17 protein-coding genes are annotated in these 18,879 nt (G+C 53.1%); all 17 read right to left on the reverse strand.

Going from position 1 to position 18,879, the window contains the following annotated elements; all coding sequences use genetic code 11:
* Positions 1-9: 9 nt before the first annotated feature.
* The 17 genes from C7I56_RS09220 to C7I56_RS09300 all read right to left on the reverse strand — a co-directional run bounded on the left by C7I56_RS09220 (position 10) and on the right by C7I56_RS09300 (position 18,843).
* Entirely contained in the window at positions 10-1,263 is a 1,254-nt protein-coding gene (locus C7I56_RS09220; RefSeq protein ID WP_106640330.1) for an O-antigen polymerase, read from the reverse strand.
* Positions 1,260-2,729 carry a lipopolysaccharide biosynthesis protein gene (locus tag C7I56_RS09225; RefSeq protein ID WP_106640331.1) on the reverse strand — a complete coding sequence of 490 codons (1,470 nt, stop codon included), beginning with the start codon at positions 2,727-2,729 and terminating at the stop codon, positions 1,260-1,262. The genes C7I56_RS09220 and C7I56_RS09225 overlap by 4 nt, the downstream gene beginning before the upstream one ends.
* A complete protein-coding gene (locus tag C7I56_RS09230) occupies positions 2,726-4,330 on the reverse strand; it encodes a hypothetical protein (protein ID WP_106640332.1) in 1,605 nt (534 codons plus the stop codon). Before C7I56_RS09230 ends, C7I56_RS09225 begins: the two co-directional genes overlap by 4 nt.
* 39 nt (positions 4,331-4,369) lie before the next feature.
* Entirely contained in the window at positions 4,370-5,134 is a 765-nt protein-coding gene (locus tag C7I56_RS09235) for an AglZ/HisF2 family acetamidino modification protein (protein ID WP_106640333.1), read from the reverse strand.
* A gap of 1 nt (position 5,135) precedes the next feature.
* Positions 5,136-5,738 carry an imidazole glycerol phosphate synthase subunit HisH gene (gene hisH / locus C7I56_RS09240; RefSeq protein ID WP_106640334.1) on the reverse strand — a complete coding sequence of 201 codons (603 nt, stop codon included), beginning with the start codon at positions 5,736-5,738 and terminating at the stop codon, positions 5,136-5,138.
* Entirely contained in the window at positions 5,738-6,910 is a 1,173-nt protein-coding gene (locus C7I56_RS09245) for an N-acetyl sugar amidotransferase (RefSeq protein WP_106640335.1), read from the reverse strand. The genes hisH and C7I56_RS09245 overlap by 1 nt, the downstream gene beginning before the upstream one ends.
* A gap of 3 nt (positions 6,911-6,913) precedes the next feature.
* Complete coding sequence (locus tag C7I56_RS09250; protein WP_199792378.1) at positions 6,914-7,426, reverse strand: acyltransferase; 513 nt, start codon at positions 7,424-7,426, stop codon at positions 6,914-6,916.
* 17 nt (positions 7,427-7,443) lie between these two features.
* Positions 7,444-8,541, reverse strand: a complete 1,098-nt coding sequence (locus C7I56_RS09255) for a DegT/DnrJ/EryC1/StrS family aminotransferase (RefSeq protein ID WP_106640678.1) — start codon at positions 8,539-8,541, stop codon at positions 7,444-7,446.
* Positions 8,538-9,521, reverse strand: coding sequence for a dTDP-glucose 4,6-dehydratase (locus C7I56_RS09260; RefSeq protein WP_106640337.1), 984 nt, complete (start codon positions 9,519-9,521; stop codon positions 8,538-8,540). Before C7I56_RS09260 ends, C7I56_RS09255 begins: the two co-directional genes overlap by 4 nt.
* A complete protein-coding gene (locus tag C7I56_RS09265; protein ID WP_106640338.1) occupies positions 9,518-10,471 on the reverse strand; it encodes a Gfo/Idh/MocA family protein in 954 nt (317 codons plus the stop codon). The genes C7I56_RS09260 and C7I56_RS09265 overlap by 4 nt, the downstream gene beginning before the upstream one ends.
* Complete coding sequence (locus C7I56_RS12745; RefSeq protein ID WP_280951966.1) at positions 10,468-10,971, reverse strand: acyltransferase; 504 nt, start codon at positions 10,969-10,971, stop codon at positions 10,468-10,470. Before C7I56_RS12745 ends, C7I56_RS09265 begins: the two co-directional genes overlap by 4 nt.
* A 1-nt stretch (position 10,972) precedes the next feature.
* Complete coding sequence (locus C7I56_RS09275; protein WP_106640340.1) at positions 10,973-12,088, reverse strand: DegT/DnrJ/EryC1/StrS family aminotransferase; 1,116 nt, start codon at positions 12,086-12,088, stop codon at positions 10,973-10,975.
* Positions 12,089-12,155: 67 nt separating this feature from the next.
* The gene (gene tviB, locus C7I56_RS09280; RefSeq protein WP_106640341.1) at positions 12,156-13,433 is read right to left on the reverse strand and encodes a Vi polysaccharide biosynthesis UDP-N-acetylglucosamine C-6 dehydrogenase TviB; all 1,278 of its coding nucleotides are present in this window, start codon (positions 13,431-13,433) and stop codon (positions 12,156-12,158) included.
* A 254-nt stretch (positions 13,434-13,687) separates the two neighbouring features.
* Positions 13,688-14,701, reverse strand: a complete 1,014-nt coding sequence (locus tag C7I56_RS09285; RefSeq protein ID WP_106640679.1) for an NAD-dependent epimerase/dehydratase family protein — start codon at positions 14,699-14,701, stop codon at positions 13,688-13,690.
* A gap of 50 nt (positions 14,702-14,751) precedes the next feature.
* Entirely contained in the window at positions 14,752-15,999 is a 1,248-nt protein-coding gene (locus C7I56_RS09290) for a hypothetical protein (protein ID WP_106640342.1), read from the reverse strand.
* Positions 15,986-18,184 carry a GumC family protein gene (locus C7I56_RS09295; RefSeq protein WP_106640343.1) on the reverse strand — a complete coding sequence of 733 codons (2,199 nt, stop codon included), beginning with the start codon at positions 18,182-18,184 and terminating at the stop codon, positions 15,986-15,988. The genes C7I56_RS09290 and C7I56_RS09295 overlap by 14 nt, the downstream gene beginning before the upstream one ends.
* A 29-nt stretch (positions 18,185-18,213) precedes the next feature.
* Positions 18,214-18,843 (reverse strand): polysaccharide biosynthesis/export family protein, encoded by a 630-nt coding sequence (locus C7I56_RS09300; protein WP_245409660.1) that lies wholly within the window; start codon positions 18,841-18,843, stop codon positions 18,214-18,216.
* Between the last annotated feature and the right edge of the window lie 36 nt (positions 18,844-18,879).

Raw genomic sequence — 18,879 nt, forward strand, 5'->3', positions numbered from 1 at the left:
ATCTTCATATCATCTACGACTCAAGACTTCTCGTAGCAACCACAACGGAATAATTTGAAAGAGCAGCATGCTAAGAATAATATTTGTAAATTCCCCGGTCATTAACGCCATAAATGACCAAGCGACATACACATATATCACGAACCCCGTGACCGTCACGTCCGAAGTATCGTGGTTTAAACGTGTCATAGTGCGGATATAATAGTGAATTAAGTAGATCATCATCGTGAAATATGTAACGCAAAAGCCAATTATGCCGCCAATCCATCCGAAATTTATAATCCACTCCCCAATATAGGTTGGAGTGAGATTTGAAAGCCCACCCCAAGCATCATTAGTATAGCTTTTAGTAAAGAAAGTCCCTCCAGTGTCTGGCTTGTCTGGCCAAATACTTCTAGGAATTGGGTTTGTTATCAACGACAAAAATGTCGTGCCATGTGCCAATGGCAGATATTCCGTTTTGCTGATTATCTCTAGAGGCTCAACACCATAGTAGAAGGACGCAAAACTTAAGGTCCGATCGGATGTATTCGTCGTGAGAGTCCCTCCGCTGTCTAGTCGGACCGTCTCTCGCACCACGCCAAGTGACATAGCGGCGAGCAAAAGGCCGCCAGCGATCAGAACCGCTTGTCGCGGCTTAATAGGAGTTCTTAGATAATGAAAAACAATAATCTGCAGCGCGAAAATGTTCAATAGGCTGCTTCGAGAGCCCGACATGATGCCAATACCCAGCACTACGAAGAAGTGCAGCGCGTAGATGGCCCACCATTGAAAGCCTTTACGCTGGGAAAGCCCTAGCGCAAAGTACAGCAAATTGATCGGCCCCATCAGGGCTATGAGTGCCCGCGCCGCGCCCAACCCCGCCCAGTCCGAAACACGCGAGGACAAGCTCGCCACGTAGCCCGCAATTCCTCCAAAATGATCAATCATGTAGAACTGGGCAGCCAGCGACGGAGTGGAGGCTATCCAGAGCAGCAGAGTGGCATCTTTGATGCCTCCCTGAGCCTCCTGCCCCCCTGTATCGTTCAACTTAGGCCGAAACCGGTGAACGCGATCAGCCTCGAAGAAAACAGCGAGCGCACCAACAGATAGCACCACCGTTAAGAGCGTAGCCGTACGAGTATCGATGTCTGAGAATAGTGCGCCGACATGGAAGGCGAGAAAGAAGACGAGAAACAGCTTGCTAGGCGCGAAGACATCCTTGTTCGACACAGCCGAGAACATCGCGGACATCGCGAAAAGAACCACAACAACGAATATCATTTTTCGCCAACTCTGCAGCGGGCCATACTGATCAATTCCAGCCGCATGCCCTTAAATCGCCCTGGCTCGAGCCCCATCATAGCGACCAGAGCCACCAACGCACCGCCGGCCACCCCCATGCAAATGTACAACGTCATATCTTCAGCCAAATCAGCACCCGGCTCCCTCAGATAGGCATATGCGAAGTCGCAGGCAAATGCGAATGCCACCGTCGTCAACGAAGTGACGAGAAGGAGCCGTCGACTGAAGCCAGTGCCGTAGCACCTTTCACTGATGAAATACGATACCCAAGCGCTCGCCAGAGCACCAAACAGGGCGCCAATCCCGCTCGCCAACGTTCCAAGATCGGTGGCAGAAAGGGCGAGAGCGCCCACATTGACTAGTGCACCAGCCAAATACACATGCGTCAAACGCGACGTTACTCTAGCCCCATGTATACCAATAGACAATATTGATCCAGCTCCGGCCCAGAACTGACTCATGACAAAGAAGGCAACCAAAGAAATTGCTCCCGAATATTCACGCGGCGCCAATATGTATACGATTATCGGGGAAACCGACACAGTAACGCATGCAATAGCTAGCATTATTAGCACATACCATTGAAAGGCAGCGTTAAAGAACTCGGGATTAGATTTATGCTCACTGATCTTAGAAAAGGAATATGGCTCCCACGCCATCCGAAAACTGAAAACGATGACCATGTATAAAGCAGCAACCTTTATGGCTACAGCAGCAACGGCTACATCGGCCAGCGTCAAAAACAGTGCCAATATTATCCTATTACCGTTTGTCTGAAACCAGTTCAAAATTACGGCGGGCATTGCTGGCACACCATAAGAAAGCATGCGCGCTATAAGACGCCGAGAGGGCAATCGCCCCGGCTTTGGCAGGGTTCGAGGCGAGATGATAACCACGCACACCATCTTTGCCGCCAAAATTGCCGCCAGAGCGCCCGAGATCCCCCAATCGAGATGCACCACCAAAAAGATGCTAAAGATGGCAGTTAAAGAAAGGTCCAGGAGAGAAAGAAGGGCGAATATAACGGGCGAGCCTGAAAAGCGCAAAACGACAAGCTGAACACCGAGTATCTGGGAAAAGAAAGCCATAATTGCCAATAATGGCAAATACCTGTCAATCTCAAACGGCACAAACGGCGTCCATTGAATAAGAAAGATGGCTAATAACGTTAGGAACGCACCACAAATTGATATTGATGCCGCCCCCCAAGTTAGTCGGCGCGTTGAGCCAGTCGCTTTGGCGTCGAAGTAATCGCGAGCGAGGGCCGATTCACTTTGCAATCCGCCAAGAAGAGTGACAAGAGTATAGAGCCCCAGAAGCACCTCGAGTTGCCCATATTCCTTCATAGTGAACGCGCGAGTATAGAGCGGAACTAGAAAGATCACCGCTAGTCGGCTGATGGCGCTGCCCAGCCCGTAAATCACGACCTGCTTTGCAAAGTTCATGTCAAGTTGAGCGGGGCTTCGTGCCCACTAGCGGCATGGCGCCAGTCCAGCCTTAACACCCGGAGCCCGTGAGTCTCATGAATTACGGCAACCTGTCTGAGCGTCGGGGGGAGGGAAATAAAGACGCTGTCATACCGGCTGCGATCGAGAACGCACACGTTGATCCGGTACGTTTGGATGATGCGCTCCAGCGCTTCGCGCTTCAAGAAAGGAAAGGCGCTGAATGCTTCAGATATCCGCATGCCACAATATCGTCTTCCGACCGCTATGCAGTAGGAGAAGTCCCAATCATTGGCCATTAGCATCTTGGTAAGTTGCTCGTTGTTACTGCAGCATCTGATCGGCTCGACAAACGCCTCTTTAATAGCGCGCTCCGCCGCAGCCAAGTCGATCGCCTTGGAGCCAACTTGACGGACCAGGAAAGCCGAGGCCTTCAATTGAACGACACACATAATCAAAAAAAGAAATGTGATCGCCGCCGTCCCAGCTAACCCGATGTGAATGATAAGAAATGGGGCGGCCGCCAGCACAGCCCACCCGGTTACCGCCTCTACATACCTTTCAGGTTCACCAAGGAACCGTGTTTTGCGGAACGAAGTCGCGAGCATCGCGACGACACCACACAGCACGACGTCCGCCGCGAATTTCGTAAGGGGTGCGTCCAACATGTGTTCAGTTACCCTTAGTCCAACCGCCAATATAACGAGCGGGTTGAGTAGAAGGACGATCAGGACTGGGTTTTCGTAGGCGTAACGGACTCCGGCGATTGGCTTTTTGATGCATTCCAGCCAGATGTCCTTAACCAAATCGCGCCAAACGCTATAACGGCGATTGAGAATGTAGGCTGGCGCCAGTTCGTTGGCAAAGTCCCGAAGGAACGCCAATGTTCCACGCAAGTAACCTATCGAATATCTTGGATGGACTGCGATAAAGAGCAGGAGACCCAATGCCGCGCCGGCGATGGGAGTATATCTTCCAGTTATTATCGCCAGAAGTAGGCTAATTATAACAAGAGCCTGAGCGCCAAACGTACTGAACGCCCATATAAGATATGACGAAAATCCCAATACAGCGTATAATGGCCAAATGTCATGCGCGTATTCAATCTGAAATGCTGAGAACAGCATTACCGAAAGAAGTAACAATCCGATTCCGCGAGTGCTCAACCCAAAATTCCTGGCACTTAATGCATGGAAGAACTGAGGGGTAAAGGCAAACAGTGCCACTATGATTGGAATAGTTAAACTGTTTAATAGAGTATTAGGATAGGCGACCGTAATAAAATAAGCGATGAGCAGTACGTGCAGAGCGTTTACCACCGGGTTGAGAAGGCGCTCCGCCCAAAACATAACCGCTGGGCGTACTTGGGCGAGACACCAATGAAGATAAAGCGGCAAGGCCGCACACACGGCGTCGTTGAGCAGCCTCGGAATACGAACAAAAAGTCGATTGCGATTGGCCTGAATGGCTCGAATGAGGAAGGTATGCACCGTGTGGTCCGTTCCTATCGCTGCGCCAAGGAACGATTGCCGGGCCGCCATGCCGAAAGCCAAACCTACGACGATAATGAGCGCGAGCCCTGTTGATGTGACTGCCATCATCCGTATCGGCCTAGCACAAACATTCGCAGCAATGCGATGTCATTGGGGTAGAACAGCTTCAAGAGCGGCGCGCTCAGGGAAACTGACTAAAACTCCAAAATCTTTCTTCTGAAAGACCACCATGCTGCCGAGGGCAACGGACGAAGCACCCCCTTCACGCACTGCACACCCTATGTGTTCGACGCTCCCCCCACCGCCATGCGCTATCACGGGAATGGAAACGGCATCGCTCACCCGTCTTATCAAATCAAGATCAAAGCCTGCCCAAGTTCCTTCGCGATCAACAGACGTAAGCAATATCTCCCCTGCGCCGCGTCGCTCCATCTCAATCGCCCATGCCACTGGGTCAACAAGCTGTTGTCGCCGCCCGCCGTGCGTTACGACCTTTTCACGACGGAAGATCGTACGCTTCACGTCAATTGAGGCAACAACCGCTTGAGTTCCGTAAACTCTTGCAATCTCGTTGATAAGTTGGGGCTGCTCGAATGCGGCGCTATTAATGACTACTTTTTCGAACCCTGTCTCAAATATGCGAGCCGCATCCTCAAAGTTGTGAATCCCGCCCCCGTAAGAGAGCGGCATGAAACATTCGGTAGCAATCTCCGCTAAGAGCGCAAAATTAGGCCCTCTCCGCTCGCGAGTTGCACTGATATCGAGAAAGGCCAACTCGTCGACCTCCAGCTCGTTGAAGATACGAACGGTATTGCAAGGGTCACCCACATAGGTGAAACGATCGAAGCGGATCGTTTTCACCAGGCTCTCGCCACGCAGCAGCAGGACGGGAATGATTCTTGTCCGAAGCATGTTAGAGGCTCGCAAAATTGGTCAGGAACTGCAATCCAAAGCGATGGCTCTTTTCAGGATGAAACTGCGCTCCATAGATATTCCCACGATGAATCGCCGCATCAAAATCGATGCCGTAGGTCGTCCGCAGTAAGGAGTGCCTAGGGTCCTCGACATGAACCGCATAGCTGTGGACGAAGTAAAAGCGTGAATTCAGCGGCAAGTCAGCGATCAATGGACCATGGCCTGTGGACCGAACGACGTTCCATCCCATATGAGGGACCTTGAGCCCATCTACTGCGGGAATGCGGCGTGCATGGCCCGCTATCCAGCCCAATCCAGGCAAATTCCCTTCCTCGCTGCCATTTGTAAGGAGCTGCATTCCCAGGCAGATGCCAAGTATAGGTGTGCCCTGAGAAGCCTGCTCGTCGAGAACGTCCCGGAAGCCATTCTCGTTAATCCGCTTCATCGCATTGTCAAAAGCACCAACACCCGGAAGCAACAGCTTTTCGGCGGACGCAATTTGCGACAGGTCGGACGTCACATGAGAAAGAACGCCAGCCCTTTTAAACATGTTACGAATAGAGCCTAGATTTCCAATCCCGTAGTCAACTATGGTGATCATCAAGCAACCTTCGCAGGGAAACAATATTTTATATAGAAGCTCGTTGGAACAAGGTTAGCTTTTGCAAGCAATGCAAACAAAGGCCGGAATCTCTCGAACCTTCTCTTATAAGTTGAGAATTCCCACCACGAACGCGGCGGCTCATCCATCTTCATTTTATACTCTTCTTCAGATAGCCCGAGCCTTTTCTGAAAATAAGAAAGGAGCTCGTCCTCAACCACCGGAGGGCTGTTATATTCAACCCAAGCTTCTTCCCTATCTAGCACACCTTCTCGAGCGAGGGCGGCCAGAGTATTATTACGCATATCTGTGGTAAACTTAGTGGGAAGATATATCCCGTGCAGAAAGGCTGTCATCCGATTCTCGAGATGATGCCCACCATAATATTTCCAGCCAAACCGCTGTTCCAAAAATGAACGGGCGTTCTCCTTGGAATAGTCGAGATACCAAAAAGGGCGTATTTTCCGAATGCGCGCAGCGGTCGTCCACCAGATCATTCTTAGAAAAGTCATCAACGGATATGATCTCATCGGCCGACGGCCAAATCGGGTATGAATAGATCGTATATACTTCCCGTCGAAATAATTTCGTCCAACCGGTGTGATCCCCTCAGTAACGAAAGAATGACCCTCAAGAACGTACTTGACGCCATATTTCCATGCAGCGCGATACATGGTTTCCGCTAACGCCAAGTCGGTTGAAGCTTCTATTTCAGCTACGCCGGCGGTAAAGAAAGACAGGAAGATATCATCTGCCTCTTTATTGTCGACCACGTGAGTATACAGATCTACATCCAGAGCGCTCAGGACTTTCCTGATGTTCTCCGTCGCGATGGCCGAGTTCCATGTATTATCATAGTGGACAGCAAGCGGACGCAGCCCCCACTCTTTGGCGAGGTAAACCATATAGGAGGAGTCGGTGCCACCGCTCACTCCAATGACGCAATCATATGGCTTGCCCCGCCCGGCGGCCTTAATTTCGTCGATAATCTCCTGGAGCTTTGCTTCGCCAGCTGGGGATGCAGTGCCGAATTCCTGCTTCAACCGGTCCACCTGATGGCAGTAATTGCACACGCCATACTCATCGAACTCGATGCCGTTAACGCGTTCGTCGTAGATGCAGCGCGAGCACACGCGCACTTCCGCCTCGTCAATAGAAGAAGAAAGCAACATCCCTTAATCCTGAAGCCTGAATGGAACACCAAAGCCGCGCCCTCCTGAGGGCACGTCACGATTGACGAAGCTCATAGCGCCCACGACGGAATCGTCACCGATTGACGTGCCCATCTGCACGACCGAATTCGGACCGATATAGACTCCATTCCCAATCTGCGTGGATCGTTTTTCAACCGGCGCTTCCCCGCGGCTGGTGGACCAGGCAACCGTGTGGTGGGAATAGATTTGGACGCCCGCTGATATGGAACAATGATCCCCAATCTCCAGTCCACCGGAACCATCAAGAACGACGTTTGGGCCAATCCAAGTATTTCGCCCAACCTTAACATCGCCTAAAATCAAGACATTATTATAGCAGGATGTCCCCTCACCAAATCCATAGAATCTTGCTGTCTCCCAGCGGTCAGACAGGAGGTCAGGAATGGATACGTGACGGTTGAACTTCGTGCGCATGGACGCGCGAAGGCTATTGATCAGATCCTGTAACAGACGGAGCTGAGATCTCGTCGTCATTTCCGACGGCCCCTCGCTCATGCTCGAATCGTTTTAATCGAACTGGCTATCCGTTCGGCGACAATGTCGACCGGCACGCCCTCGTAGCAAGGAAGGGTAATGGTCCTAGCATCGAGGTGTAACGCCGTGGGCTGAACATCGGCATAGCGATGCCGAAAATAGGTGGTGCCGCTTAAGCAGTAGGTTCCCAACGTCGCCTCTACCTCGAAATCTTTCAGGGAGTGCACGAGGGCGTCTCGATCAACGGTTTCGGGTACACGGAAAACCAGCGATTGAACATTATATCGCACATCCCTTCCAACATCCTGCGGAATGAAGCCGAGAGGCATTAGGTGTTCGATGTAGGACGCGCGGACCGCAGACCTCCTGTCGATGACTTCATCCATACGCGTAAGTTGCTTGCGCCCCATGATGGCCTGCAATTCAGGAAGTCGGAAATTATAGCCATAGTCCACAAAATCGAGACCCAAGCCCTGCGTCCCCTTCGCACCGTGGGCGAGCTTGACACGGAGCCATTCGGCCCAGTCATCTCGACGGGTGGTGATAGCGCCCCCTTCACCTGTGCTGAGCAATTTGCGCGGATGGAAGCTAAAACAGGTTAGGTCGGCGATCGCACCGCACTTTTGCCCAGCTTCCATACTGCCGATTGCGCAAGCGGCATCCTCGATCAACGGTATACCGCGACGCTCACAAATGGCCTTGATTTGATGCAACCCCGTGGGATTTCCGAGTGCATCCACAAAAATGACCGCCTTGGTTCGTTCGTTGATCTTGGCTTCAAGATCATCCGGTCGCATATTGAACGTTGCCAGATCGACATCGATGAAAACGGGGTGAGCGCCGACATCTTCGACGACATTGGCCGTAGCGGGAAATGAGAAGTCGGAAACCGCCACTTCGTCCCCGGGGCTGATCTTAAGGAGGCGAAGGCAGACCCACAGCGCCGTCGTTGCCGAAGTAGCAAAAAAAGCATGCTTGGCGCCGACATACTCGGCGAACTCCGCAGAGAAGGCCTCAACGTTCCGGCCGCGCGTGAAAATACCGCTTTCAAAGACTTCGCGGAAATCCTGCTCCATGTCCTCGTAACGGAGATATGGCTTCATCAAGCGGATCACGCCCACTGCTCCTTCCGCGCCAAGTCTCTATAATAGTCTAAGGTGCGGCTTAGACCGGCCTCGAACGGCGTCAGCGTATAATCGATAAGTTGGCGCACCTTCGCATTGCTGGCGTTGTGGCACAGCACGTCCGATGGGCGAGCGGGGCGCCGGAGAATTTCCCCGTCATAGCCAAGTTCCTTCGAAATCCTGTCAACCAGCTCCTTAATCGTTATCTGGTTGTCGGTCGAAATATTGACCGTTTCGCCGGCCGGCAGTCGCTCGTGCAGCTTCAGGACCGCATCCACTGTATCACTTACATAGATGAAGTCGCGGCTTTGCTGCCCATCCCCATGGATTTCGGGCTTTCCGCCAGTCAGCACACGCTTGGCTGTAATCGGGATTATTCCGGCCAGCAGTCCGTTATGATTTTGCCTGGGGCCATAATTGTTGAATGGCCGGACAATATAGGCGTCGACATCGAACATCCTGACATAACTTTCCACCGCCAGATCGGCAGCGGCCTTTCCGGCCGCATAAGTTGTAGTCGGACTACGCGGATGCTCTTCATCCATGGGCTCGTACACTGCAGTGCCGTATACTTCCGATGTCGAGAAATGACAGAGTGTATGGAACTTCCCCCGCCGTTGTAATTCGAGCAAATTGAGCGCTACCGTCACATTAGTTGAGAAAGCATTCGACGGGTTATGAAATGAATAATTGAGCGCCTTAGTCGCACAATTAAACACCGTGCCCACGTCATGCATCTCAAAGATGTAATCAAGACTCGTGGTTAGCTCTGCATCATCGCGATAAAAAACAACCCGGCCGGTCCCCCGTGCTGCGGCAAGATTCTCTTCAGCTCCGACGAATAGGTTGTCGATCACGACAACTTCTCGGGCACCTTCGGAAAGCAATCGATCGACGAGGTGACTTCCGATAAAGCCAGCGCCACCAGTAACCAAAACACATTGTCCAGAAATAGGATCACGACTCGTCATGAGAGCACCGCCTGTTGAACCTGGTGGCAAATTTCCGCAGCCCGGAGCCCATCCGTTTCATCAGGACCCTGAGCCTGACCCGTGCGGCACATAGTCACGAATGCCTGAAGCTCGTTAAGCAGTGCTTCCTGCTGTCGCACTTCAATCGTCTGCTCAATGGCTGTGATCGTGAATGGACCACCATCCTTCTGCCGAATCTCCGATTGCCGGCTGATCACCAATTCTTTTCTGACCAGCTCACAGTCAATGAACATGTCGACGCATGTCGCCTGAATAGATCGCATCTTCTTATCGGTGATGCGGCTGGCTTGCACTCGCGAGAAGCGGCCATTCCCATGCGTTAATAGCGCAGAAGCGAAATTGATCATTTCACCTTCGGCTAACCCGTGGGCCGAAACATCCACCACAGGTCCATTAAGGTGCAGCGCCAAGTCAATGTCATGGATCATTAGATCTGTGACGACATCTACATCGGTGATACGCGCGCTCAACTTATTTGTTCTTGTAAAATCAACACTGACCACGCCAGCGGATTCACCAAGCACACTTTTTAGCTGCTGCACAGCCGGGTTGAATCGTTCAATGAAGCCAATCTGGACCCTCAGCCCTTCGTCCGCCGCATACGTGGCGAGGGCCTGGGTCTCCGCCAAACTATGGGCCAGGGGCTTCTCGACAAAGATATTCTGCACCTTTGACGCAACAAGACGAAGATAGTCGCCGTGAGTAATGGTCGGCGTACAGATCACCACTGCATCGACAAGATCCAGAAGCGAATCAAGATCTGACCCCGTTTTCACCCCATTTTGCAGTGCCAGCTGCGCAGCTGCGGCACCGTCGAGATCGTAGACGAAGGCAAGATCCGTATCTTTCATCAAGGAAAGAACCCGCAGATGATTCTGCCCCATCTTCCCAAGGCCAATTAGCCCTATCTTTACAGGAGGCAGCGTCACAAAAACTCTCCTGCCACCTTGTTGCCAGCTTGATCAATCCGCGCAACTGGCCGGGCGGGGCTACCCATCACAAGTGTCAAAGGCGGAACATCTTTTGTCACGACGCTCCCTGCGGCCACCATTGCATATTCCCCGATTGTAAGGCCGCAAACGATGGTCGCATTAGCGCCGATGCTACACCCCTTGCCAAGGTGCGTCTGAGTTATCTGCCAGTCATCATTGAAGGCACGTGGCACCTTGTCATTGGTGAAAGCGGCATTGGGGCCCACAAAAACATCATCTTCTATCGTGACGCCATTATAAATGGACACGCCATTCTGTATCTTGCAGCGGGAGCCGATCCTGACTCCGTGATCAATATAGCTGTCCTTGGATAGGATGCAGCCGTCACCGATCACTGCGCCCTCTCTCACCTGGACATTCATCCATACTTTCGTACCGCTGCCAATTTCCGCATCAGGAGACACCACTGCCGTTGGATGAATGTAGATATCGGACACCTTAAACCTCCACGCTTGCGATGGATTCAAGGACATAGGCGATCTCCGCCTCAGTGATGTACGGAAAGAGCGGCAAGTTCAGTACCTGGCTACAAAGAAGCTCCGCCTGCCCCCCTCCATAATGGGCCTTAAGATAAGCACGTGCGCCGGGCTGTGAGGACATGGTGCCAGGATAGATATTGCCAAAGCCGACGCCCCGCTTCCGAAGCCGAGCTTCAACCGCAGCCTTGCGCTCCGCATTCTCTATCAAGCAGACGTTGCAGTAGCCATTTTCGGTGTAGCCGGCAGGAACGGCCATAACATCGATCCCAAATGCGGGCAGCTCATTGCGATACCGATCCGCAGCCCGCCGGCGGGAAGCAATCCGCGCATCCAATTTATCCAGGGAAAGATTCAAAAAAGCCGCCTGGAGCGTATCCAAACGAGAATTCCAACCGACATCCCCGTAACCATAGTGAGCAGTCCGACCATGATTGCCGAGGCGGCGAACGGTGTCGGCCAGCTGCGCATCGCGCGTGAATACGGCTCCAGCATCACCGGCAGCTCCAAGTACCTTGGCCGGGTAAAAGGATGTGGTGGCGATATGCGCGCCCTGTAGAACAGGCTCGTCGTCGAGAAAGGCGCCGAAACATTGCGCTCCATCTTCCAAAAGAGCCACACCAGCACGCTCGCAGAGCTCACGAAGAGCGCGCAAGTGCTTTGCCCCCCAACCATAAAGATGGACTGCAATCACTGCCTTAAGGCGCTCCTCACGAAGTGAGTCTTCCAGAGCATTAAGATCCATTCCGCCATCGGCAAGGCAAATATCGACGGTAATGGGCGTAGCACCCACATTCACGACTGCCTCGAACGTAGCCCAGAACGTGGCATTTGGAATAGCTACCGTATCGCCTGGACCAACTCCCAATGCCCTTAGCGCAAGCTGAAGGGCGTCCGTTCCATTCGCACAACTGACGACGTTTGCAGCCCCACTACGGAGACTCAGCCGGTCTTCGAGAGCCGCAACCTCAGGCCCGCCGATGAACTGGGCGGCGGCACTCAGGGTGGTGACCTTATCGATCCAACTTTCCAGGAAACCCGGTTCGAAGCGGGCGATGTCGATAAACGGCACCTTCATGAATTTTCCTATCTGATGAACCACTTTAATGAAGCGGTGAATGTTGATCTTCGACCAAGATGGGTGCCTAAAGCCTCAAATCCGAAGCTGACCCAGGAAGCGTATATTTGAGATCGTATAGAACATGGTCTTGTTTGCCATAATTTCGAATGGCCTCCCCACCCATGTCCACAAATTGACGATGCGCGACAGCCAAAACAATGCCATCGTAGGAGCCTATTTCTGGCTCAACAAGCGGCGTTATGCCATATTCTTCCCGTGCCTCATGCTCACTTACCCAAGGGTCGAACACCTCGACCTCTACGCCAAATTCCTTAAGCTCCCAAATGATGTCCACTACGCGCGTGTTCCGAAGATCCGGGCAGTTTTCTTTAAAGGCAAGCCCCATGATCAAAACCCTGGAACCATCAACGGGGATCTTCCGCTTCAGCATCGCCTTTACAAGCTGACTGGCTACGTAGGCACCCATACCGTCGTTCAGCCGGCGCCCCGCCAAGATTATTTCTGGATGGTAGCCAAGGGATTGGGCCTTATGCGTAAGGTAATAGGGGTCGATTCCGATGCAATGCCCGCCCACGAGGCCAGGACGAAAAGGAAGGAAGTTCCATTTCGTACCGGCGGCGAGCAGGACCTGCTCAGTGTCTATTTTCATCCGATTAAAGATGATTGCCAATTCATTGACGAGTGCGATGTTTAGGTCCCGCTGAGTATTCTCGATTACCTTGGCCGCCTCCGCGACCCGGATCGACTGCGTCTTGTACGTACCCGCCGTAATTATCCGAGCATACAGCGCGTCGATAAAATCCGCCACCTCGGGCGTCGAGCCCGACGTCACCTTAAGAATATTAGGCAACCGATGTTCCCGATCGCCGGGATTGATACGTTCGGGGCTGTAGCCGACGAAGAAATCCTCATTGAAGATTAGACCCGAGGCTCGTTCGAGGACAGGGACACAATCGTCCTCCGTGGCACCGGGGTAAACGGTCGATTCATAAACGACGATGTCGCCGCGCTTCAACACCTTACCCACTGTTTCGGAAGCGCGAAGGAGCGGCCCCAGGTCTGGTCGCTTATGGGCATCTATCGGCGTGGGAACCGTCACGATAAAAACGTTGCAGCATGCTATGTCGGCCACATCGGCCGTGTAGGTCAGATGCGCCGATAATCTAAGCTCGGCGCTGTCCAGTTCACATGTTTTGTCCCAACCTTCTCGCAACTCTGCGATGCGTTTCTCTTGGATGTCAAAGCCAACAACTGGAAGTTGCTTTCCAAACTCGACAGCCAGAGGCAAGCCGACATAACCGAGGCCAATGACGGCGAGCTTCACTTCATTCACCGAGCGCATGGAAACTAGTCCCCCAATAACTATCTTGTCTCGCATCGTGAGTTCAGCTCATTGATCCGGCATGTGGCGCGCATGCCTAGACGAGTGGGGCTCCATCCTCCAGACGATTTTTGTAGTATACTCATATTGCATCCACTCTGAGGCGCGCTCGTTACCGTGACGCTCCCCAGGAATGGTGTTCAGGGCTGTCGATTGACATCTTGGCTGGTCGACTTCTAGCCGGACCTATCGCGCTCCAGCATAACCTGAGCGCGTTAAAGTTTATGATAGTCGCGATACCAGCTAACAAACTTGGCAACACCTTCCCGATAGTTCGTATGGGGCGCGTAGCCGGTCAAACGCTTCAATAAAGTAGCATTGGCCCATGTGGCAGGAACGTCCCCCTTCTGCATGGGCATGTAGTTTCGCGCCGCCGGCATACCAACTTCCGCCTCAATCGCGTCGATGAAATCGAGCAGGCGCACCTTATCCGAGTTGCCAATGTTGACGATCCGAAATGGGGCGACCGGGCTCAGACTGTCGCCTTCCTCAATTTCCTCTGCCGAGACGGGCCGCACGGGAGGCGTATCGATCAACAACTCGATCGCTCGAACCAAGTCTTCTACGTAGGTGAAATCCCGCCATAACTCACCGTGATTATAAATATCTATCGGCTGCCCCTTCAAGATAGCTTCCACGAACCTGAAAAGGGCCATATCCGGCCTACCCCAAGGTCCGTAAACCGTAAAAAACCGAAACATGGTAGTCGGCAAATTCCACAGGTGCGCATAGGCATGCGCCATCGACTCATTTGCCTTTTTTGTTGCTGCATAAATGGTCAGCTGTGTATCTGCCTTCTCTGTTTCCTGAAAAGGCATCTCTTCGTTGGCACCATAGACCGATGAGGTGGATGCCATGAGAAGGTGCGACACCGAATGCTGCCGCGCGGCTTCCATGACATTGAGAGTGCCAATTATATTGCTGTCCAGATAAGCGCGGGGATTTTCTAAGCTGTACCGAACTCCGGCTTGGGCGGCGAGGTGAACAATCACGTCAGGTTGAAAGCTATCCACGGCATCTGTGACGGATCTACCATCTTCAAGCATACCGATTTGCGCTTGAAAAAGAGGGTGAGCTGCTAACATTTCGTGGCGACGGCGCTTTAGATTGACGTCGTAATAGTCCGTCATGCCGTCGTATCCATACACGGCCGATCCACCCTTGAGAAGAAGATCAGCGAGATGATATCCGATGAATCCAGCACTTCCCGTGACAAAAACTCGTGCCATATTTATTTTCCGCACTTATACTAGATATGCAGCGAGGCAGAAATGCCGCGCTACTTACTGAGCCTCAGCTCATCTACAGTGAATTCCAAGCCTTGCCCTGCGTCACCGCCTACAGCGTGAAGCTGAATGAGTTGCACCTTACAATCCTTGGGAACCGAGAATCTTTCTTCAGAAACTTGTCGGATGGTATGTGTAGAGCTCACCCAAAGAGAATTAAACGCTCCATTTCTATTACACTTAAGTTCCCAGTAGCTTTCCGAGAATTCTTCGGCCTCAACGATCGACCTTCTCGTTGTGAGTTTATATGCGCCTGCAGCAAGTGATAAATAGCGTTGCAGGACGATCCCACGTTCACCGGCGTTGGCAAAGATGCGAATTTTCAAGTCACTGCCAGACCCATCAGCCTCAAATATAGCCCCGCTCCCCGCGGAGCTATTCGGTGTCCAAGAAATGAGGCCATATCGGGGGTCTGTGGTAGACTTCGAGAAGGGCACCCGCGTCGGCAGGTCAGATTGTCCTTCGGCGATTTGGCCTAGGAGGCGCCGAGCTACCTCGGGCTCGTTCTGTTCCATGAGCCCGCCTAGTAGATTGGGCCCGAGCTTATCCATCAGTTGCCGATCTCGCCCTGCTTCGGCCGCGACAATTAGCTTTGCTATTGGTCGAAGGTCAGCCGATTTACGCCGCATTGCAAAATCCAGAAATTCCGGGATCCATTCCGCCTGCTGCCGCACATAGGGTGCAAGTGCGCTCCTTATCGCATCGATGGTGATAGCTTGTGATAGAATAGGGAAGAGTAGAGAATAGCTCTCATCCTTGGTTCTTAGAACCTTGTCATAGTGCCTAAGAGCCAGTTCGTGATCGGATGCCTGGACCGCCTGCTCGATCAAGAAGAATTGCGTTAACATATCCCGGCGTGAAACTCTCTCGGAAAGGTGGGCAAGAGAGGATGCCTTTTCCGGACTGCCCGAAAGTTCGGCGTGGAGGGCGAGCATTCGAAGCGCAGAAGGCGTCAACGGCTCGCGCTCTAAGGCGTCGCGAGCAACATCTAGGATGGCCGGTTGTGCGGCCAGCTTGGGAGATCGGCGTGTCTCGCGCTCCATTATCACGAGCGAGGCCAGCGGATCCCCGGTCATCTGCTCGACGAGTGCGGGGTTTCTGCTGCGAAGGACAGTCGAAGTTGCCGACCATCCGGCCATGCCCGCAAGCCCCAGACAAGCCACGGCAAGTCCGATTAGGCCGAAGATGCGTTTTGGCGTTAGCTTACGTCGGTTGTTCGCGCGGAACTCACGCCTCTTCATCTCTATTCCCGTAACCATAGCCGTATCCGTAACCGTAGCTGACCTGCCTTTGGCTGACCTTGGTCACAATTACGCCATACACCCGGGCCTGAACTTGATGAAGCCTAGCGAGTACCGACCTAAGCCCTCTAACGGGCACCCCGCCCGCCTCAACTACGAATACGCAACCTTCTACAGCGCGGCTAAGCAGGGGAGCATCTGCAAGACCCATTACAGGCGCACTATCGATGATAACATGGTCATAGACCTCTTGGAGATGCTTGACGAACGACACTATCCGTTCTCCGCTAAGCAACTCGGCAGCACTCGGAGGAGTAGGACCAGCAGTCATTATCTCCAAGCCGCTATGCTTCGTGGGAAGCACCATGCCTTTCCAATCTTCATCGCCAACAAGATAATTGCTGAGACCGCGATCATTCGAGTGCCCAAAGAAATGGTGGACTGACGGGGATCGCATATCAGCATCAATCAACAATACCTTCTTTCCAGTACGGCCCAATACGCTTGCAAGGGCGAGTGATGATGTCGTTTTCCCCTCCGCCGGCCGTGAACTCGTGACGAGTAGCGAGCGGGGGAATCCATGCTCGGTGGAAAAGGCCAGATTGGATTGAACGCTCAAATATGCCTCGACCATCTCTGACTTGACGTCGGAAAGCACTTCGCTGGCAGACTCGTACTCGAACTGGGGAACGGCCCCCAAGAACGGAACGTGGAGCAATGTCGTCGCGCTAGAGGGATCCTTTAGCCCTTCATCAATCTGCTCGAGCGCCAGAACAACTACAAACGCCAATGCAAGACCGCCAACCAGGGCCAGAGCTAAATTGATCATGAGCTTTGGCGAGGATGGAACATCTGGAATCCTCGCGGTATCAACCACGGATATATTGCTAAGCGCTACGCCTGCAACGCCAATTTCTTTGTACCGCTGGAGAAGACTATCAAATAGCTCTCGGTTGGTATCCGCCTCACGTTGGAATATGTTGTACTGAATTGCATCACGTTGCTGCTGGTTCAACTGCACCTTCAGCTGCTCCACCTCTTGGCGCAAGGTTGCCTCACGTCGAGCAGCGTCGGAATATGCCCTTGCACGACCAGCAGGCAGGCGCGCCTCCTCGCGCGCGATGCTCGCGTCCAATGTGCGGATTTGCTCCGCCAACGCCTGTGCGGTTGGATATTCAGGCTCATATTGCACGAGTGATTTCGCGTACTCCGCTGCCGCCTCAGCCCGTTTCTGCCGCAGGCCGGCCAGCGCAGGGTTTGAAATCCCGCCATCGGCCGCCCCGGCAGCACCGCCCAGACGGCTGGCGGCCTCGATCCGCTCGGCCGTTGCCTTGCCCAGCTCGGCGTTAAGCGTCTGGAGATCAGCCGCGACGAGGGTTTGCTCGGCGCCTATCCGGCCGTCTGGCCCCTGTTGGCGGCCAAGACTCACGATACCCTTCTCGGTAGCGTATCGTACCACGGCACGCTCAGATGCCTCAAGGCGGCCCCCGAGTGTGGCCAGACGCTCTTCCAAAAACTTTCTTGCGTTGGCGGTGGACGCAAATCGTCGATCGATTGTGGCTTCGATGAACTGCTGGGTCCAAGTATTGGCGATCTCGGCCGAAAGACCAGGGGAGGCACTGGTATAGCGAACATCAACCAAGCGCGAGCGAGTGATCGGGCTGATAGTTACGTGATCGAGTAGCAAGTCAACGGCAAGGGCCTCTCTTTTAGCACGCTCGGCCTGACTAAGAGTCTGCCGACGATCGCTATCGAAAAATATGCCCCGATCCGGGTCGACCCCGTGCGCATCGAAAAAGCCGTCATTTGTTGCAAGACGCAATTGCTTTGCTACGCGCTCTGCCAAGGATCGAGCAGATAGCAGCGAGTATTGAGTTTGATAGAACTCATCGTCTTGACCGGCTTGAGGCGACTCTAGCCCTTCCACCTTTGTGACATTCTGCTGCTCGCGGCTAATCTCAATCCGAGCCGTGGCCGTGTATACCGGAGTGGTCAGCAGAGTGGTTAAAAGGCCGATCGCGAGAGCGCCGACAAAGATCGTCAATACCGCCCATTTACGACGATATATAATGTTCCAATACTGAACGAGCATTGGAGGAGCTCCGCCCTCCCCGGCGGCAACACCCTCACCGATCGAGGCCTCCGACGCAACGGCGCCATTAGCTTTGACGATTTCATGTATCATCAAGATAGTACTCTTTCGTGGGTGTTTGATCAGTTTGTTAACGCCACAACTAGCGGCGTCGAGATTACAGGAATAATCTGCAGGAGATCCCGGAACATTCTACGTGCTCGAGATTCTCCTACCACTATTACATCATTGGCAAAAATGTCCGGATCATCGTAGATGCCGCGTCGTATGGCGTCCAGATTGTACAGCGCCGCATATTTACGCCCACCCGCGGTTCTGAACACGACAACCTCGTTAACAGCGGCGTCATCCGTCAACCCCTCCGCTCGCGCCATCGCCTTTAGCAGGCTCATACGATTGACGACGGGGTATAAGCCCGGCTTATTTACCTCGCCTTCCACAGATACAACCTGACTGACTGTTTCCGTTAGATTGACCGTAACCTGAGGTGCTCGGACATGATTTTGCCTAAGCGCCGCCTCCAGGATCAATGAAAGCTCCTGTGGGGACTTGCCTGCCGCCCGAACTGCACCTGCAAACGGAAAAGATATTCTTCCCGCCCCATCAACTTGCAGCTCTTTGTCACTTAGCTCGCTGATGCCCAATACATCAATTGAGAGCTTATCGTAGGGACCTATGACAACCTCTCCCGCCCGGCTGAGAAAGTCCGTGCTCTGGGGCGCCGGCAACTGCGCGCTGTTTACGACCTCCACGCTCGACGTAAGGTCATTGGTTCCAGGTCGGCTAAG

This window comes from Allosphingosinicella vermicomposti (assembly GCF_003012815.1).
Classification (GTDB): Bacteria; Pseudomonadota; Alphaproteobacteria; order Sphingomonadales; family Sphingomonadaceae; genus Allosphingosinicella; species Allosphingosinicella vermicomposti.

Coding starts and splice junctions, on each gene's coding strand:
- C7I56_RS09225 (WP_106640331.1), bottom strand. CDS start 2,729: ATGAACTTTGCAAAGCAGGTCGTGATTTACGGGCTGGGCAGCGCCATC.
- tviB (WP_106640341.1), bottom strand. CDS start 13,433: ATGCGCTCGGTGAATGAAGTGAAGCTCGCCGTCATTGGCCTCGGTTAT.
- C7I56_RS09260 (WP_106640337.1), bottom strand. CDS start 9,521: ATGACGAGTCGTGATCCTATTTCTGGACAATGTGTTTTGGTTACTGGT.
- C7I56_RS09220 (WP_106640330.1), bottom strand. CDS start 1,263: ATGATATTCGTTGTTGTGGTTCTTTTCGCGATGTCCGCGATGTTCTCG.
- C7I56_RS09235 (WP_106640333.1), bottom strand. CDS start 5,134: ATGCTTCGGACAAGAATCATTCCCGTCCTGCTGCTGCGTGGCGAGAGC.
- C7I56_RS09245 (WP_106640335.1), bottom strand. CDS start 6,910: ATGTTGCTTTCTTCTTCTATTGACGAGGCGGAAGTGCGCGTGTGCTCG.
- C7I56_RS09230 (WP_106640332.1), bottom strand. CDS start 4,330: ATGATGGCAGTCACATCAACAGGGCTCGCGCTCATTATCGTCGTAGGT.
- C7I56_RS09295 (WP_106640343.1), bottom strand. CDS start 18,184: ATGATACATGAAATCGTCAAAGCTAATGGCGCCGTTGCGTCGGAGGCC.
- C7I56_RS09290 (WP_106640342.1), bottom strand. CDS start 15,999: ATGAAGAGGCGTGAGTTCCGCGCGAACAACCGACGTAAGCTAACGCCA.
- C7I56_RS09285 (WP_106640679.1), bottom strand. CDS start 14,701: ATGGCACGAGTTTTTGTCACGGGAAGTGCTGGATTCATCGGATATCAT.
- C7I56_RS09250 (WP_199792378.1), bottom strand. CDS start 7,426: ATGACGACGAGATCTCAGCTCCGTCTGTTACAGGATCTGATCAATAGC.
- C7I56_RS09275 (WP_106640340.1), bottom strand. CDS start 12,088: ATGAAGGTGCCGTTTATCGACATCGCCCGCTTCGAACCGGGTTTCCTG.
- hisH (WP_106640334.1), bottom strand. CDS start 5,738: ATGATCACCATAGTTGACTACGGGATTGGAAATCTAGGCTCTATTCGT.